This is a genomic window from Caballeronia sp. NCF2, assembly GCF_023631205.1.
Classification (GTDB): domain Bacteria; phylum Pseudomonadota; class Gammaproteobacteria; order Burkholderiales; family Burkholderiaceae; genus Caballeronia; species Caballeronia zhejiangensis.
Map to the genome: position 1 here is coordinate 1 of NZ_JALQDN010000040.1, position 17,125 is coordinate 17,125.

Consider the following 17,125-nt stretch of genomic DNA (forward strand, 5'->3'; position numbering starts at 1 on the left):
GAATTGGGTGTACATCGTTACCGCCACGTGCGCGACATCCTCATCAACAACCGCGACCGCGCGGCAGCGACCACGCCGGTCGAATGGGTCAGTCCAAGTCACGCGCATGTGCGCGGCCCCAGCTACTACCAATAAGGAGAACCCGCCATGATGATGCAACAAACCTTGACGCAACTACGCACCCTGAAGCTGGATGGGTTCGCTGACGGATTGGAAGAGCAACTGACGCAGCCCGGCACGGCGGCTCTGAGCTTCGAGGAACGCCTGTCGTTGCTGGTCGACCGGGAAGCAAGTTGGCGCGATGATCGTCGCCGCACCCGACTGCTCAAGCAAGCGCGCCTGAAGTATCCCCAGGCCGCCATCGAAGATCTCGACACGCGCGCTGGTCGAGGCGTGGACCCGCGTTCGCTCACGAGCCTCGCTCTCGGCGACTGGGTCGAATCGGGATACAGCCTGCTCATTAGCGGCCCAACCGGCGCCGGTAAATCATGGCTTGCTTGCGCCCTCGCGCAGTATGCCTGCCGACGCGGGCACTCCGCGTTGTACCTACGTGTGCCGCGCCTCGGCGAGGAACTGCGCGTCCTCCACGGCAACGGCGGCTTCACCAAATGGCTGCTGCAGGTTGCTCGCGTTGATGTTCTTCTGCTGGACGATTGGGGAATGGCTCCGCTCGATGCGATGGTCCGAAACGATTTGCTCGAGATGATTGACGACCGATCTGCTGGCAAAGCCACGATCGTGACCAGCCAGCTACCAATCGAACACTGGCATGGCTGGATAGGCGATGAGACGATCGCCGACGCAATGCTAGATCGCCTTATGCAGCGTCATCACCGCATCAAACTGACGGGCGAATCGCTCAGAAAACCATCTCCGCAACCCAGCGGGCTCGAACCAGAACTCGACCAAAACTAGCGAGGAAATCTACAATCGAAACCGCGCAACGCCCGACCTTGCCGAATCGGTCACGTTCCCGAAATCGGCGGTCACGTTCGCCGAAATACGCAGCTGCCTTGACAATACTGTCGAGTCGATATCCTAAGTAGGGAGCCGAGTGTCTTGCTCGGCAGCTACCGATGGAGAAACTGGATGGCGTTTCGTATCGACCCCTCGTCCATAGTGTCCGTAGAAACCCGCCGTGGCATCAACGCGACTGCGACGATCGTGTCTGATGAAGGCGTCGAAATCGGCGAGGTCGACGATATTACAGTGCGAATCGTTGCGGACGTTGCGTTCGTATCGGCGGGCGCCCGTTCCGCGTTTATTAAAGAGGCGCGGCGTGCAAATCCGTCGTCCTTGGTCGCGCCGACGACAACGGCGATATTTGCGCTTCGGAGTATGCGCGAGTGCTTCTTGCTGAAGCGTCCTGTCCAGCGTGTGACCGGGCCGGAACCGTCGTAGTAACCGTCTATGGGCTGCACTCGCCCATGCGGCGTGATTCGACCGACGTTACATCGTCCTGTTGCAGTTTGCGCACGCCGCGTCAGCGCAGTCATGGGCCAGCCGCAGTTGACTCGATTTTGCGGGGTTATTGGTAAGCTCATAGGCGTTCCATTAGCCGTGCAGTCCAAGCCACGAACCGATGTCCAATAGAAATCCGACGAAAGCAGCGCGCCGTGATGGAGTTGCTCAATCAAGGCTGCCGGCAGAGCAAATCGCGAATAGTCTCAACAAGAGCTCCTTGGCTGTGAAGAAGCAGCTAAAATGGATCAAACGCCGGCTCCGTGCAGGAAGGATCGCGCCCTCTCCTTTGCCAATCGAGCGTAGATGCAGTCAGCGCGACTTATCGCCGCTGACCTCGCGGCGTTGCCGTCTAGCGGCTTGCCCGTTCCTACCGAAAGAGACAGTCGAGACCGGCCACCCCTGGACTTGCAGCAGAGTTGCAAGGTGGTGGCGGGCTTGCGGAACGCTCTCTTTCGCCAGCCCGAGCTCCAAGTGGCTCGTCGCAATTCGCACATATTTGGTCGCTAGTGCGCTACCGAATGCTTTCTGACGCCGTAGGATACGGTAAGACCAGCGCTCGCGGCAAAGTGTCGTTCGGCGAGCTCGTTTCGAGCTTCGAGCTGGTCGCTCTTTCACTGATGGCGGACTCGATGGCTAATCTGCTTTTCATTTGTGTTGACCAGATGCGATATGACGCACTTTCGTGTAACGGGAACACAGTCAACCTAACGCCGAACCTCGACCGAATCGCGAGGAGAGGCATCGCATTCGACCGGCACTACACTCCTAATCAAATCTGCTCTCCCAGCAGGGCGACGATGGCAACAGGACTATACCCTCGCCATCACGGGCTATGTCGAAACGGAATGGCTCTACCCGAGGACGTTCCTACGCTCTGGCAAATTCTTCGCACTAAACGACTGCAGACTCACGCTGTCGGCAAACTGCACTATCAGCCGCTGCTCGCATCGTCCGAACACAAGATGCCGGAGTCCTTGGCGTTTTGGGCCAATCCCGAAGCGCCGAGCTGGCACGGACCTTTTTACGGTTTCGGCAACGTCGAGCTCGTGCTCGGGGAAGCAAACGAGTCCACGAAGGCTGGCCACTATGCTACCTGGTTAAAAGCTAATCATCCTTCCAGTCCTGAACTCTTCAATCCAGGCGCCAATGACGAGCAGGCAAGGGACCTGAAAGAGGTGTGGAAGAGCGGCGTTCCCGCCGACCAACACTACACGAACTGGATTGCGGACCGTACCATCGAAATAGTGGAAGACTGCGCCAAAGACAAGTCGCCGTTCTGCGTGTTCATGTCCTTTCCGGACCCACATCATCCTTTCACGCCACCTCGGCCGTACTGTGACCTGTTTAGCCCCTCGGACGTAGCGCTGCCGCTCGTGGTCCCGGGAGAGCTGGACCGCATGCCTGAGTACATGGCCGACGGAGATGATCCCATGCAGGACGCATACATCCCACCGGGGAGCAAGGTCCGTGAGCAAGGCTTCATGCTACACACCGACCGCATAGCGGAAGAAACGATTAGAACCGTGATTGCGCATACGTATGGCAGCGTGCGCATGATTGACGACGCGGTCGGGCGAGTATTGGAGACGTTGGAGCGCGACGGTTTAATGGACGACACCTACATCGTGTTCACGGCCGACCACGGTGAATTTCTCGGCGAGCATGGGTTGCTCCGAAAAGGGCCGCCCCCGTATCGCCAACTTCTCCAGGTCCCGTTTCTGATGTGTGGACCAGAAATCAAGGGCGGCGTCAGGTCCGACGCACTTACAAGCCATCTGGACTTGCTGTCGACATTCTGCGACCTTTACGAAATGACATCCCCTGCTAACGATGGGGTCAGCCTCGTCGATATCCTTAATGGGAAACGGACCGACGTGCGAGAGCATCTCTTCGCTGAGTATCACCCACGGGCTGACGACGCAGTATACAACCAGAGCGTCATAACCAAATCGTGGCGCTGCACGGTCTATCCGAACATGCCGAATTGGGGTGAACTATTCTTCCTTGACAAAGACCCTGGTGAGCACTGGAATCTGTTCGGCGAAGTTGAAGAAACTCGACGTTTTGAGGAAATGAGAAGGCTGCTGGCAAGCCGTTTTCCTGCAGCCCCAAAAGTCAGTGGGATGGTGTACGGCGCTTACTAAAGAACGGACCGAAGAGGATGGGCCGAACAGCATAGCCCATCCGCCGCGCCAACCAAATCAGAAACGGTGACGAATGCCAATAAATACAATTTGTTGGGATCCCGTACCAGCGCTAGCATACGTGTCAGCAATGACCGCTTTGGCAGTTCCCTGCCCATTCTGCCCAGTAGCATGCCCGTAAGAGGCGGAAGCGTAAAGGTCGGTGCGTTTGCTTAACAGGTAGTCACCCGCAATCGTGAACTGATGGTAAGTCGCGGAAGAATCCCCATGCGATTTCATGAAGTCGTATCCGGCCTCGAAGAACGTATCGGGCGCGATTTTCCAGTATCCGAATAACGAGACGTTATTGAAACGCTCCGCGCTCCGGAAAGTGGAGTTGCCGTCGGGGATGTATTCAGAATAGCTGTAATACCCGCCCAAGGTGACAGGTCCAAGAACGTAGGTACTACCTGCCCGTGCGATGTTGACCGCCTTCGCCGTCGTGTAGGCCGCGTTCACGGCAGTTGAGTATATGCCTGCCGCTGCGCTCGTGCCGCGTGTGACTAGACTCGCGTTGCCGTAGTCGGAGTGAGAATAGCCAGCGGCGAGCGTAAGTGCGCCGCTTCTATAGTTGACGGCGCCGTTATAGGCCTGCCCCGACGCAACGGAGCCAGCAGTGCCCCCAAAGCCGTACATGAGAGCCATCGTCAGCCCTCCCCACGTCGGACTTGTCCACTTAACTGCATTGCTCACTCGGATCGTTCCGTCGGCATTGTCAACGTCACCGGGAGCTGTGAAATACTCCATGTAGTAGTTGCCTTGAACCGGGAGGACAAGGTCCTGGAGGGTATCAATTTGCCTGCCGGCAGTTACCGTTCCGTACGTCTTGTTGGACAGACCAACATACGCGCGCCTACCGAAAATCAGGCCGCCGCTCATCGCTCCTGTGTTCACGTTGAAGCCGTTCTGCAAATTGAAAAGTGCCTGGTTGCCACCCCCTAGGTCTTCGGTCCCGCGCAGACCCCATTGACTTGCAGAGAATTGACCGGACTGGAGCTTGAGCTGCGAGTTTGCGGTTCCAGTATGTCGTGTGTACTGTAGCGTGTTGTCGATGATGCCGTAGATCGTCACCGAGCTTTGAGCATTCGCGGAGAGGCAAATGGCGGCGAGGGATGCACCCAAGACGTATTTTTTTGATCTCATCTGAGACACCAAGGTAGGTAGATTCGGGGTTCCATATTTAGGAACCCGCAGGGTCGCATACGTTGCCCTCGGGTAACGCGTAAGACGTTACCCAACGTGGAATCGCACCGTGTGTTTCTTCGACTTAGTTCGCGAGAGTTGCAGAGACCGCCTGCTGGGCATCGCCACCATCGAAGGTGGAAACACCATCGATCCATCTACTAACGAGTTCTGGGTGTTTCTTGAGATATGCCTTCACTACATCGGGCGCTCGCTCCCCCTTGAGAACAGGCGCCATTAGTTGGTTCTCCATCTTCAAATCAAAGTGAAGGTTGGAGACCAACTTCCCGACGTTGGGGCAACGGTCGGCATACCCTTCCGAGGTCAATGTGTACACGGTCGCGCCATGAGCGCTCGCTTCGTCGCTGTTCAGATAGGTCATCTGAATCTCGTCGTTCATAGGATGCGGCTCCCACCCCCAGAAGACGACCCACCGCTTCGCCTGGATGGCGCGCTTGACCGCGACCAGCATTGCAGACTCACTGGATTCGACCAGCGTGAACTTTCCGAGTCCGTAGGCATTGCTCGCAATCATCTTCTGCAGCACCTTATTTGCGCTGCTTCCAGCCTCAATCCCGTAAATCTTCCCGTCCAACTCTTTGTAATACTTGGGAAGATCCTTCAAGTTCTTCAGCCCGGCTTCGTACTCGTAGGTTGGCACGGCGAGCGATGACTTCGCACCAGTAAGGTTCGCGGGCTGAAGGACAGTCACGGACTTGTCCTTGACGTAGGGCGCAAGAGCTTCGTCCTGGTTTGGCCGCCAGTAACCGAGCGAAACGTCGATCTGCTTTTTGCTGAGACCGACGAACGAAATGGGAACCGATACGCGCATCAGCTCAGGCTTGTAGCCGAGCGCGCTAAGCAAAGTCGTGGCGACTGCGTTAGTGACCGCCAAGTCGGTCCATCCGGTATCCGCTAAGCGCACTCGCTGGCAGGTTTCAGGGTCTTTCGCTAGCGCACAATTCGTAATGCTTGCCATCAGCAGGGGCACGATGAGGGGCAAGATGGTGCGGCCTGATTTGAAGCTGCTCGACTTCATGGGGTCTCCACGTAGTATGGTTACCGGAGCTAACCGTAGCGTTTGGCGGTACGCCAGCGTGAATGGAGATTAAGCAGTGAAAAAATGAACAAGTAGCCTGCTAGCGACCGCAAATGTGTCGCGTGCGACGACGAGGCCGAGTTTGCAGCTTTCGGCTAGAAAAAAACGCGTCAGTCGTTAATCGCAAATGTTTGCGGGGTGAGCTTCCACGAGCTTGGGTACTCTGCGATGCATTTACGCAACGGAAGTATGTGGAGGCGTCGAGCGGTCGTTCCGCGGCGCTAGGCTATATTTCGCGCGATAGGCTCGAGAAAAATGGGAGGGTGATTCAAAACCGCATGCTATGCAAACTTCCATGATAGACAAAGTCGAATTTTGCAACATCTGTCGCGCACGCGTAAGCCGCAGCCCCGTATAGAAACGGGCCGGTGTATCCGCAAGTTCATGGCAAAAGAGGCGCTCTAGCTGCCTTCGTGTGATGCCAACCTGCTTTGCAATCTCGTCCGTTGCGAGCGGCTCCTCCATGTGGTGCTCCATTAATTCAATTGCCAGCACCAGTTTCGCGTTGTGAATGTTGTATCTGGCGGTGACCTGCATGCGTTGATGGTCTGACCGCTCGCGAACACCACCAAGTACGAACTGCTCGGAAATCGAAAAGGCTAGTTCAGCGCCATGCCGCCGGAGGATGATGTCAAGCATAAGGTCTATGGTCGCCGTTCCTCCTGCGCACGTGATTCTCTGGTCGCACAATTCAAATAGTTCCGTGACGTACGTGATGGATGGATAGCGTTCGTTGAAACTTGACGCGGCCTCCCAGTGCAGCGTGACTCGTTCGCTGCCGATAAGGTTTGCTTCGGCAAGCGTAAAGACGCCCGTATCGATGCCTCCGAGAACCGCGCCTTGCATTGAGAGTTGACGAAGCCAGGCGCCGAGCGTGGGTGTGTAGGCGACGAGAGGCTCGAATCCTGACACCACGAATACGGTCTTCGCATCGGTAACTTCCGACATCGACACGTCAGCTTGGACCATGATTCCATTGCTCGCCGGCACCGCGTTTCCGTCAGAGCTAACGATGACCCATTGGTACACGCCTTTCCGGAAACGATTGGCTACTCTCAGTGGCTCAATTGCCGACATGAATCCTAGCGCTGAAAACCCCGGAAGAATCAGGAAGTGAAATATGTCTGGGACGTTCATGCTTTATGCCTCCGAAAAACTGGCTAACGCTAGCCCGACAAAAAACGCTGAACAAGATCGGTTAGTGCGCGACCCGCTTACCGGTCGCGGTAGTCGCGACCCCGCCGACCAAGCAGCGCCCAGGATTAACGGCCTTTGCGGAGAAATCGGACGGCAAAAGCCCAGACGTTGACGAGTCCTCGCGCTCCGGTGCACTCTCCTAAACGAAGTCCGCTTAAGGCCATTCGGCAGAGTGCTGCGATCCCGAAATGGATTGGCTTGCGATGCTGGGGGGCAAGGCCAAGTAGGAGGGGAATAGACATCGATCGATTGACCGTGCGTCGACCGCTCACGTGTGACGGACGGTCACAATCCGGACTGAAAATACGGTGGCGACCGAGGTTACAGCGCTTAACTTTCTAATACCTGTTTAGTGTCGGAAAAGTTTTGGTGTAAAGATGCGATGAGCATCTCGGGCAGTGCTGCTGCTGTTCCCGTAGAACCTCACCGGACGACTTAGCAAGCCGGATAGAGTCGGGTCACACGGCAATTGGGGTAACGCGAGCAGCCGAGGATTACCGACGTCCCGCTTTGCCGCCTCGTCATATGAGCGCCGCAAAGACAAACCGTAGGCTACGCTTTCCGATCTGGCCGAACGAAGTCGATGAGACCAGACGCTAATCCGTTTCGCGAATTGGTCACGGGTTATGCCCAATCGCCAAACGCGGCAGATCTTGCTGCGAGAGGTCTGAATGCTTCTGCGTTGCCATTTAACCCTTCTCTACAGAAGCTCTATCGCCCGTTTGACTAAGGCGCTTTCGTTGCATCGTCTTACGCATGCGAAAGCACCCCGTGGCGCATCCTCGCCTCACGTTGCTCCTGCCGTGGAGGCTCAAGCGGGGGTGTCGCTTGGTACTGTTTCACGCGTGATTTTCGCTCGGCGCAGCTGCGGTACACAGGCCATCGTCAACGCTCCCACAAAGGCGGCAATCGCCAGCGCATATAGGCCGCTTTCAAGGTGTCCCGTGCGGTCGCGCATCCAGCCGATCATGAACGGAGCCGCATATCCGCCAAGATTGCCAATCATTGCCATGAGTGCGATTGCGGCGGCTGCAGCCTGTCCAGTAAGCAGTACGCCGGGCAAAGCCCACAACACGCAAAACGCGGACAAGCCGCCTGCCATCGCTAGGCTTAGGCCAAACAACGAGAGCCACGGCTGGCTGTGGAAGTAGGCGCTAATCAACAGCCCGCATGCCGAGAGTGCCGTTGCGACGGTGCCGTGCCAGCGCCGTTCCTTCGTGCGATCGGAATGCTTGCTGACTATGATCATGACGACTGCAGCGACCGCAAACGGCACCGCGGCAAGCAACCCGGTGGTAAGGAGATTACGGACGCCGAGGTTCTTGACGATCTGCGGCATCCAGAACGAGACGCCATACGTGCCGCATAACAGCGTGAAGTTCGTCACAATCAGACACCAGATGCCCTTGTTAGAAAACGCCGCGCGGAAGTTATGTTGCGCGCCGTTACTTTCATGCACGCTGCGCTCGGCGTTGAGCTGCGAGCTAAGACGCGCGTTGTCCTCCTGGCTCAACCAGCGCACCTTGCCAGGGCCATCATCGAGGTAGAAATACGTAACAATGCCGAAAATAATCGCGGGCGAGCCCTCGAGCAAAAACAGCCACTGCCAGCCCGCCAAACCCCACACGCCCGCGAAAGTCTGCATGATCCAGCCCGAGAGCGGACTGCCCAGCACACCCGCGAGCGCAATGCCAAGATTGAAATAGGCCATCGCCTGCGAGCGCGCGAAGCCAGGAAACCAGTAGGTTAAATACAGCACGATGCCCGGATAGAAACCTGCTTCGGAAATGCCGAGCAAGAAGCGCAGGATATAAAACGAGGTTGGCGAATGGGTGAACATCATGCAGCAAGACACGATGCCCCACACCACCATGATTCGTGCAATCCAGATCTTAGCGCCGATTCTCTGCAGCATCAAATTGCTGGGAATCTCACACATGCAGTAGCCGATAAAAAACACCCCTGCGCCGAAACCAAATGCGGTGTCGCTAAGCCCGATGTCGGCCGCCATTTGCAGCTTCGCAAAGCCGACGTTGACGCGATCCAGAAACGAGATGATGTAAAGAAAAAACAGGAAAGGCAGAATGCGGCGCGCGACGCGGTTATAGAGCACCCAGTCGCGTGAGGACTCGAAGGTCGAGCGTGATAAAAGGTTCATGTTGTCTCCTGTACTGCATGTCGCACGCACGTCGCCGTGCGCCTGTTGTATTGGTCTTTGAGCTCAGGCCGCCCGTCGAACGTTGGATCCGCTCTGGGTCAGCATGAACTCGGCGCAGCGCTCGCCGATCATGATGGTCGGTGCGTTGGTGTTGCCGCTTACGATCAGCGGCATTACCGACGCGTCTGCGACACGGAGTCCCTCGACGCCGTGCACACGCAGATCAGGACTAACGACCGCGAGTTGGTCCGTTCCCATCCTGCACGTGCCTACCGGATGGAAGACGGTTTTCGCAACCGAGCGGACATAGTCCTCGTACACCTGCTGCGGAATTGCATCGTCGGCGACATCCGGTAGCACGAGCATGCCGTCGAGCAACGACGCAAGCGCTGGGGATCGCATGATACGCCGCGCGAAGCGCACGCCCGCAACCATCGTGTCGAGATCGCGTTGATCGGAGAGGAAACCTGCGTCCAGCGAGAAGCCATCGTCGGGGTCGGCGCTGCGCAGCCGCAGCACGCCTCTGGATTTCGGCCGCAGCGCGCACGGGTTAACCGAGATGCCATGGCCCGAGGGAGCAGCGCGATCGACATCACCAACTAGTGTGGGCACAACGTGGAATTGCACGTCGGGTCGGCCGCAGCCCGTGGCATCTACGAAAGCGCCGCTTTCGATGACGTTCGAGGTCAGAAGCCCGCGTCGAGCAGCCACATATTGCAACCCATGACGCAGCGCTTTCACGCCGCGATCGTGGCCCAGCAGACTCATCGGCTCGCGCGTGCGCGCATACACCGATGCCGAAAGATGGTCCTGGAAGTTGCGCCCGACGCCCGGAAGATCGTGCAGCACCCCGATGCCCAAATCGCGCAGATGTACGCCGTCGCCGACACCGGATAGCATCAGGATACGCGGCGTGGCGAGCGCGCCCGCGCTAAGCACAACTTCCGCGCGGCAACGGAACTCATGACGGGTGCCGTCGCTGGTGCGCGCGATCACGCCGACAGCGCGGCGTCCGTCGAACACAAGCCGCTCTGCTTCGTAGCCCGTCAGAACCGTCAGATTGCGATGCCCCCGCACTCGCTTCAAATACGCAACTGCCGAGCTGCAGCGGCGCCCCTTGTCGGTCGTCGTCTGATAGTAGCCCGCGCCTTCCTGACTCGCCCCGTTGAAATCCTCCGTGTAGGGCACGCCCGCCTCGACCGCCGCCTGCACGAACGCATCGCTCAACGGATGCCGATGCGTACCGTCACTCACCTTGAGCGGACCATCCCTGCCATGAAGCGGCGCGCCGAGGCGCTCGTTGCCTTCGGCGCGGAGAAAGTAAGGTAGCACCTCACCGAAACTCCAGCCGGTGGCACCTGCCTCAGCCCAGTCGTCGTAGTCCTGCTGCTGGCCGCGAATGTAGATCATCGCATTGACGGACGAGCCGCCGCCGAGCGTGCGTCCTTGCGGGATATACACCTCACGGCCATTCACGTGCTCCTGCGCATCAGTGCGATACATCCACGTGCGGCGCGTTCCATGTACTCGGATGAACGTCCCGGGAATATGAATGAATGGATGATTGTCGCGCGGCCCTGCTTCTAGCAGCAACACAGAGCGTCCCGCCTCAACTAGCCGCGCAGCGACGGTACATCCGCCCGAGCCGCCGCCTGCAACGATGTAGTCGTAAGTTCGCATCGTCGCTTCCCTCACACGCCGACCTGGCTGACGAACTTCGGCTGGAGATACGCGTCGAGCCCTTCGCTGCCGCCTTCGCTGCCGTAGCCGCTGTCTTTCCAGCCACCGAAGGGCGTTTCCGGGGCGGCGAGCCCAAAGTGATTTATCGACACCATGCCGCATTCGAGATCGTCAGCGAGGCGCGTCGCGGTCGCGATCGAGCGCGTGAACGCGAAGGCGGCCAGTCCGTATGGCAGCGCGTTGGCGCGTCCGATGACTTCATCGAGCGTATCGAAACGCAGGACGCTCGCAATAGGGCCGAACGGTTCGTCATGCATCACGCGTGCGCTGTCGGGCACATCCGTGAGAACAGTCGGTTGGAAAAAGTAGCCATCCGTGCCCGGGACGCGCTCGCCGCCCACACGCACCGTCGCACCGCACTCCCGCGCGTCGGCCACAAATGACGCCATGGCATCGAGGCGGCGGGCGTGTGCAACGGGGCCCATTTGAGTGTCGCTTGCATCGCCCGCCCCGACCTTAAGGCGCGCGGCGTGGCTGGCGAAAGCATCGGTGAAGGCATCGTAGACGGACGACTGCACAAAGAAGCGCGTGGGAGATGCGCACACTTGGCCCGCGTTACGAAACTTCAGGCCCGCGCCTAGCGCAGCGGCCGCGCTGACATCGGCATCCTCAGAAACGATAAACGGCGCGTGGCCGCCCAATTCCAGGGTGCAACGCTTGAGATGCTGCGCCGCCATCGCGCCGAGCGCTCGTCCGACGGGCACAGAGCCGGTGAACGAGACCTTACGGATGACGTCCGAGCGAATCAAGTACGATGACACCTCTGCCGGCACCCCAAACAGCAGGTTCAAGACGCCGCTCGGCAGACCTGCGTCCTGAAACGCCCGGCACATTTCTATGCAAGACGACGGCGTCTCTTCAGGCCCTTTCGCGATAATGGAGCAGCCGGCTGCCAGTGCACCCGCAATTTTGCGCACAAGCTGCGAAACCGGAAAATTCCATGGGCTGAACGCGGCGACCGGACCCACCGGTTCACGCTGCACGATCTGGCGCGCGCCGCGCTGACGTGCGGGAATCAGCCGGCCATATGCGCGTCGCGCTTCTTCCGCGTACCAGTCGACATGGTCACCCGCACCGCCTGCTTCCATGCGCGCCTCGGCGAGCGGCTTGCCCTGCTCGAGGGTGATCAGTTGCGCGATCGATTCTGCGCGTTCGCGAAGCAGATCCGCCGCGCGGCCCAGGATCTTCGCCCGCTCGTAAGCTGACGTTTTGCGCCACGTCTCGAAACCGCGCTGCGCCGCCTCTAACGCGAGCGCCATGTCTTGTTCACTGGCAAGCGTGAGTTCGCCGAGCGACGCGCCAGTGCTGGGGTTACGCACAACCGCGCGCTGTTCATGCGTGCCGGCGCGCCATTCACCATCGATTAGCAAAGGGGTATGTAACGTCATCTTGCATTCCGGTTACACGGTGTTCGACCGTGGAAATTTATCGTTTCCGTTTCGTTAATCGAAACGACGTTCTTGTCAGTGACACATGCTAGAGGCGATTTTCAAAGCGTGTCAAGGACTTGCTACCCCCGTGCAAACCCCGACGTCTTTTCAACTAGATACGCTTGACCTCTGCGTTGATGAGGGTAGTATTCTCCTCATCGAAACGACGTTCTTTTGGAAGGAAACGTCGGAAGCAACGGAATCGGCCGCGGCCGCGCCCAACCCACAGGAGACGAATTGCGATGAGTTACCAGAAGCTTCTTCACAACTGGAATGATCTGCCGCGTGAAGTGGTGCGCCGCGGCGTAGAGCGTGTTGGCTTTCGCGGCGACGACGTGATGTGCGTGATGAACTGGCTCACCCCTGGCATGCAGGTGTCCCCGCACAGCCACACGTTCGAACAGCTCGTGTTGATCGTGCAGGGGCGCGTGCGCTTCCACCTTGGCGACGATGTGATCGAAGGCGGCCCGGGCACGATGATCCGCATTCCACCGCACGTTGTTCACTATGCGGAGCCGCTCGGCGATGAGGTTGTGCTTAATCTTGATGTGTTCGCGCCGTTACGAGAAGACTATCGCCATCTGGTGGAATATCAGGCGAGCGAATTCAACGACGTGAGCAAGCGCGATTCCTCACCAACCGGAACCACGGCGTGAACGCGGATAGCTTTCGCAGCCGCCTGCTCGCGGGCACGCCACTCGTCAGCTCGTTCGTAAAGACGGGCCACTACCAGCCTGTCGAGATTGCGGGCGCAGCCGGACTTGACGCGGTGGTGATCGACGCCGAACACGCGCCCTTTTCGGCTGATGCGATAGATGCGTGTCTGCTGGCGTGTCGCGCGGCGAACGTCGTCGGTCTCGTGCGAGTGCCAGACACATCCGCGGCGACCCTGCTTCAGGTACTCGACATGGGCGCGGACGGCATTCTTGCGCCGCATGTGCGAAGCGCCGCTCAGGCGGCTGAGATTGTCGCCTGCACGCGCTACGCGCGAGGCGTGCGCGGCTTCTCGAATTCCGCACGTGCTGGTCAGTATGGCGTTGTGCCAATGCGCGAGCACATCGCCCGTCAGGACGCCATGGCAACGGTCATCTGCCAGATTGAGGATGAAGACGCGATCGAACAACTCGATTCAATCGCGGCAGTAGACGGTGTCGATTGCCTTTTCGTCGGGCGCGCGGATCTTTCGGTGTCCATGCGCACGTTCGATATCGAGGACGCCGCTGTCGAACGTGCCACGCGCGCTACTTTGAAGGCCGCGGTGAGCGCCCGCAAGGCAGGAGGCTTGTTTCTCGGCGAAACGGCGAGTGTGCCTTCATGGCGCGCAGCCGGTGCCTCATTTTTTGTCATCGGCTCGGATCAGTCCATGATGCGTGCCGGCTGGCTTCAGGCCGTGCAGAGCGTGCATGCCGAACATTAAAGGATTTTCCATGAACGACATTACCCTTGAACTTGATACCACCGAACAAGACGCGCTGGTCGACCGACTCATGAAAGGTGCGATCGATTTGCATTGCCACAGCGGACCATCGGTGATGGCGCGCTACCTGGATCACGTAGAAGCTATCCGCGAAGCGTCCGCCTCCGGTCTCAAAGCCGTGCTGCTGAAGGATCACTATTACTCGTGCACGCCTGTTTCGTATTTGCTCAACAAACACTTCGAAGATCTGGGCGTCCAGGTGCTCTCCGGGGTGCCGCTGAACAACGCCGTCGGCGGACTAAACGTCCACGCCGTGGAGCATGGCCTCAAGCTCGGCGCAAACCTGGTGTGGATGCCAACGTTCTCGTCGGCCAATCACATTGCCCATCATCATCAGGACAAGGAGTTCAATCAGAAATTCCCGCAGACCACGCAGGCCATGCTCGAACCGATTCCGCTCACCGTGCTCAATGACGACGGAAAGCTGAAAAACGAAGTGCTTGCGATCCTCGACCTTATCGCAGAGGCCGGCGTCGTGCTGTCGGGCGGTCACCTCCATATCGACGAAATCTTTCCGCTCTTCGAGGAAGCCCGCAAGCGGGGCATCAAAAAGCTGCTTGTCAATCATCCGACCTATGTCGTGGACGCGACGCTCGATCACATGCGCCAGCTCGCGAGCGAGGGCGTATTCATGGAGCATTCGATGTGTATGTGGGTGCCCGGCTCCAAATTCAAGTTTTACGACCCGGAGTTCCTCGGCCAGGTTATCGAAGCTGGTACCGTCGATCTGACCATCCTCGGTTCGGATCTTGGCCAGAAGGGCAATCCGACGATCGGCGACGGATTCCGCAGCGTAATCCGCACGGCACTTGACATTGGGTACAGCGAGACAGATATCCGTAAAATGACGTCGGGCAACGCCGCTCGGCTGATGGGTATCTGAACCGCGCCGGGCCCACACCGGAGAGAAGAGAGACATGGCAACGCAAAAGGCGCGGGTGCAGACACATGGCGAAGGCCCGGCGGTGCTGGAGTCGGTCGGAATCGTGTTCAGGCTGCTCGATGAGCTGTCGTCAGCACGTCGGCCGATGGGTGTCACGGAACTGGCACAGATCGTCGAGGAACCGAAACCCCGCGTCTACCGGCACCTTGCGTCGCTTCGTCAGCTCGGCGTGGTCGAGCAGGATATCGTCAGTGAGAAATACCGCCTCGGCGCCCGTCTCGTGATCTACGGCGCAGCGGCAAGCGAGCAGTTCGATCTGCGCACACTGGCCGATCCGTACCTGACACAGATCCGCGACGCGACCGGTCAGACGGCGCTATTGTCGGTGGCGACTAATGATACGGCTCTGGTGGTCGCCACCGTCGAGTCGAAGGCAAATGTCTGCATCTCGGTGAAGCCCGGTAACCGCGTACAGCCGTACTGTTCCGCGCAAGGGCGCATCGTATTGGCGTTCGCTGACGAGGCGACGCAGCAACGTGTTATGCGCCGCAAGATGCAACCGCTCACGGCCCGCACCATGACGGATCCCGTCGAACTTGCGGCCCGGCTCGAACTGATTCGAGCGCGTCTGTACGACGATGCAGACGGCGAAGTGACCTTTGGCATTAACGCACTGTGCTGCCCGATCTTTGGCCACGGCAACGCGGTCCTCGGGACAATCGGCGTAGTCGGATCGAGTGGCGAGGTCGTCTCGCCTCCCGATCCGACGATGCTGGAACATATTCAAAGCGCGGCGGCCGCGCTTAGCGCACGCTTGAATGGTGATGCGTATGAACGCACGCTGGCCGTCCGTCGCAAGAAAAAGGCTTGATCGGACTCATGCAAACAAACCGACTTGAGAGCCGCATTGGCGCGCTCACATTGAAAAACCCTGTCATCTGCGGCGCGGGCGAACACACAATGACGAGCGCGGCAATTCGGGCCGCGCTACGGCACGGGGCCGGCGCCGTGGTCGCTAAGTCGACCAACGAATCGTCGGCCGCCAAAGACCAGCTGGACCGAACGGATTACGCGCTGCTTGATAGCAAGTGGAACGCTGTCCCATGGCATCAAAGGCAGTCGGTAGACGCTACTCTTTTCTGTCGCTCGGGCCTCGTGCAGCGCGACTTCGACGAATGGATAGACGAACTCACGTTGCTCGACTCTGAAGCGCGCACGAGTGACAGCTTTGTTGTTCCCAGCCTGATTCTTAGCGATCTGGAACAGTGCGCGCGCTATGCGGCGCAGGTGGAACAAGCGGGACTCCGTGTGCTTGAGGTCAACATCGGTGCTCCGCACGGCGAAGAAGCAGCGCAAGGGGCGATCCGACTAGAGCGAGACGCGGATCGCATTACCAGGATTGTTGCGCGGTTGCGCGCGAGTACGCGATTGCCCTTATGGATCAAACTGACGGGCCAGAGCGAGGATGTCACCGGGATCGCCGCCGCCGCACAAGCGGGCGGCGCTGACGCAGTCATCCTCATGGGCCGTTTCATGGGATTTTTGCCTGACCTCGAAACACAACGCCCGGTGTTGGGAACCAACGCGGCAGTCGGGGGCGGCTGGGCCTTGCCGCTTACCGCTCGCTGGATTTCGCTCGCGCGCCGTCGATTGGGTGTCGACTTTCCACTGCTTGCGACTAATGGCGCGCGCAATGGACTCGATGTCGCTCGATTCCTTCTTGCCGGCGCCTGCGCCACAGAGATGACGTCGGTCGTGCTGACAGACGGGTACGCCGCACTGAGCAGGGCAATTTCCGAGCTGGATGATTATCTCTGCGCTCGAGGTGAGTCTGTCAACGATATACTTGGGCGCGCGGCCGACAGCGTTGAAACGTATCAGGAGCAGGCCAGTCGTCCCGGCTACTGGATGAATTTCGCACCCGCTACTGACTGAGCACGCCATATTCAATCGGAGACGCCAACACCTACTACTGCAGCTCCGCCTCACCTTTGTGTCAGCTTTCTTCATTGCGCCTTACCGCACCCCTACTATCTGCAAGCTCGTGAAGGGACCGCCCTTGCGAGCTTACAGTGCTAATTCCCGGGCACCGGACGGCCTTTCGAGGTAAGCACAACCTCGTGCGCCGCGCACCCCGCCAGACCCACCGCCTCAGGACTCAGGCAACGCTTATGTGGACGCCTCCCGGATTGCAAGCGGTTCTGTCACGTTGGCTGGTAGGTAAAGTCGCACGCTTATACATGGCCTCGTCCCGTTTGCCAAACAATCTGTTCTACGGCGAGCAGGTGCTGGATTGCATATATACATTCGGC

The 17,125-nt window shown here is 58.8% G+C and carries 15 protein-coding genes and 1 pseudogene; 8 read left to right on the top strand and 8 right to left on the bottom strand.

The window, feature by feature from the left end; genetic code table 11:
• The first annotated feature begins 147 nt into the window (after positions 1-147).
• From istB to NCS02_RS14195, 3 genes are all read left to right on the top strand, one after another.
• Positions 148-915, top strand: coding sequence for an IS21-like element helper ATPase IstB (gene istB / locus NCS02_RS14185; protein WP_008344574.1), 768 nt, complete (start codon positions 148-150; stop codon positions 913-915).
• 174 nt (positions 916-1,089) lie between these two features.
• A complete protein-coding gene (locus NCS02_RS14190; RefSeq protein ID WP_250520737.1) occupies positions 1,090-1,401 on the top strand; it encodes a hypothetical protein in 312 nt (103 codons plus the stop codon).
• Between the two features lie 692 nt (positions 1,402-2,093).
• Complete coding sequence (locus tag NCS02_RS14195; RefSeq protein ID WP_284504493.1) at positions 2,094-3,608, top strand: sulfatase-like hydrolase/transferase; 1,515 nt, start codon at positions 2,094-2,096, stop codon at positions 3,606-3,608.
• Positions 3,609-3,665: 57 nt separating this feature from the next.
• Here the strand turns inward: NCS02_RS14195 and NCS02_RS14200 are convergent, their stop codons facing one another.
• The 8 genes and pseudogenes from NCS02_RS14200 to NCS02_RS14225 form a co-directional block, all read right to left on the bottom strand.
• Positions 3,666-4,790 (bottom strand): porin, encoded by a 1,125-nt coding sequence (locus NCS02_RS14200; protein WP_250520738.1) that lies wholly within the window; start codon positions 4,788-4,790, stop codon positions 3,666-3,668.
• Positions 4,791-4,914: 124 nt separating this feature from the next.
• Positions 4,915-5,868 carry a choline ABC transporter substrate-binding protein gene (gene choX, locus NCS02_RS14205; RefSeq protein ID WP_250520739.1) on the bottom strand — a complete coding sequence of 318 codons (954 nt, stop codon included), beginning with the start codon at positions 5,866-5,868 and terminating at the stop codon, positions 4,915-4,917.
• Between the two features lie 234 nt (positions 5,869-6,102).
• On the bottom strand, positions 6,103-7,065 hold the full coding sequence (locus NCS02_RS14210; protein WP_250520740.1) for a GlxA family transcriptional regulator: 963 nt from the start codon (positions 7,063-7,065) through the stop codon (positions 6,103-6,105).
• Between the two features lie 103 nt (positions 7,066-7,168).
• A pseudogene (locus tag NCS02_RS36600) lies at positions 7,169-7,264 on the bottom strand (L-carnitine dehydrogenase); the annotation flags it as partial.
• Positions 7,265-7,560: 296 nt separating this feature from the next.
• Positions 7,561-7,650, bottom strand: coding sequence for a hypothetical protein (locus tag NCS02_RS36465; protein WP_350029922.1), 90 nt, complete (start codon positions 7,648-7,650; stop codon positions 7,561-7,563).
• A gap of 286 nt (positions 7,651-7,936) precedes the next feature.
• A complete protein-coding gene (locus NCS02_RS14215) occupies positions 7,937-9,283 on the bottom strand; it encodes an MFS transporter (protein WP_250520741.1) in 1,347 nt (448 codons plus the stop codon).
• Positions 9,284-9,346: 63 nt separating this feature from the next.
• On the bottom strand, positions 9,347-10,963 hold the full coding sequence (locus tag NCS02_RS14220; RefSeq protein WP_250520749.1) for a GMC family oxidoreductase: 1,617 nt from the start codon (positions 10,961-10,963) through the stop codon (positions 9,347-9,349).
• A gap of 11 nt (positions 10,964-10,974) precedes the next feature.
• On the bottom strand, positions 10,975-12,411 hold the full coding sequence (locus tag NCS02_RS14225; protein WP_250520742.1) for an NAD-dependent succinate-semialdehyde dehydrogenase: 1,437 nt from the start codon (positions 12,409-12,411) through the stop codon (positions 10,975-10,977).
• A gap of 284 nt (positions 12,412-12,695) precedes the next feature.
• On the opposite strand from NCS02_RS14225, the gene NCS02_RS14230 reads away from it, so the two are divergent.
• From NCS02_RS14230 to NCS02_RS14250, 5 genes are read left to right on the top strand one after another with little or no spacing between them, the layout of a single operon-like run.
• Positions 12,696-13,109, top strand: coding sequence for a cupin domain-containing protein (locus tag NCS02_RS14230; RefSeq protein ID WP_250520743.1), 414 nt, complete (start codon positions 12,696-12,698; stop codon positions 13,107-13,109).
• Entirely contained in the window at positions 13,106-13,870 is a 765-nt protein-coding gene (locus NCS02_RS14235; RefSeq protein WP_350029923.1) for an HpcH/HpaI aldolase family protein, read from the top strand. Before NCS02_RS14230 ends, NCS02_RS14235 begins: the two co-directional genes overlap by 4 nt.
• Before the next feature lie 10 nt (positions 13,871-13,880).
• Entirely contained in the window at positions 13,881-14,813 is a 933-nt protein-coding gene (locus NCS02_RS14240) for a DUF6282 family protein (protein WP_250520745.1), read from the top strand.
• A 34-nt stretch (positions 14,814-14,847) separates the two neighbouring features.
• A complete protein-coding gene (locus NCS02_RS14245; RefSeq protein ID WP_250520746.1) occupies positions 14,848-15,684 on the top strand; it encodes an IclR family transcriptional regulator in 837 nt (278 codons plus the stop codon).
• Complete coding sequence (locus NCS02_RS14250; RefSeq protein WP_250520747.1) at positions 15,681-16,748, top strand: beta/alpha barrel domain-containing protein; 1,068 nt, start codon at positions 15,681-15,683, stop codon at positions 16,746-16,748. The genes NCS02_RS14245 and NCS02_RS14250 overlap by 4 nt, the downstream gene beginning before the upstream one ends.
• Positions 16,749-17,125 lie beyond the last annotated feature (377 nt).

Coding starts and splice junctions, on each gene's coding strand:
- NCS02_RS14230 (WP_250520743.1), top strand. CDS start 12,696: ATGAGTTACCAGAAGCTTCTTCACAACTGGAATGATCTGCCGCGTGAA.
- choX (WP_250520739.1), bottom strand. CDS start 5,868: ATGAAGTCGAGCAGCTTCAAATCAGGCCGCACCATCTTGCCCCTCATC.
- NCS02_RS14225 (WP_250520742.1), bottom strand. CDS start 12,411: ATGACGTTACATACCCCTTTGCTAATCGATGGTGAATGGCGCGCCGGC.
- NCS02_RS14240 (WP_250520745.1), top strand. CDS start 13,881: ATGAACGACATTACCCTTGAACTTGATACCACCGAACAAGACGCGCTG.
- NCS02_RS14190 (WP_250520737.1), top strand. CDS start 1,090: ATGGCGTTTCGTATCGACCCCTCGTCCATAGTGTCCGTAGAAACCCGC.
- NCS02_RS14215 (WP_250520741.1), bottom strand. CDS start 9,283: ATGAACCTTTTATCACGCTCGACCTTCGAGTCCTCACGCGACTGGGTG.
- NCS02_RS14245 (WP_250520746.1), top strand. CDS start 14,848: ATGGCAACGCAAAAGGCGCGGGTGCAGACACATGGCGAAGGCCCGGCG.
- istB (WP_008344574.1), top strand. CDS start 148: ATGATGATGCAACAAACCTTGACGCAACTACGCACCCTGAAGCTGGAT.
- NCS02_RS14195 (WP_284504493.1), top strand. CDS start 2,094: ATGGCTAATCTGCTTTTCATTTGTGTTGACCAGATGCGATATGACGCA.
- NCS02_RS14200 (WP_250520738.1), bottom strand. CDS start 4,790: ATGAGATCAAAAAAATACGTCTTGGGTGCATCCCTCGCCGCCATTTGC.
- NCS02_RS36465 (WP_350029922.1), bottom strand. CDS start 7,650: ATGACGAGGCGGCAAAGCGGGACGTCGGTAATCCTCGGCTGCTCGCGT.
- NCS02_RS14220 (WP_250520749.1), bottom strand. CDS start 10,963: ATGCGAACTTACGACTACATCGTTGCAGGCGGCGGCTCGGGCGGATGT.
- NCS02_RS14210 (WP_250520740.1), bottom strand. CDS start 7,065: ATGAACGTCCCAGACATATTTCACTTCCTGATTCTTCCGGGGTTTTCA.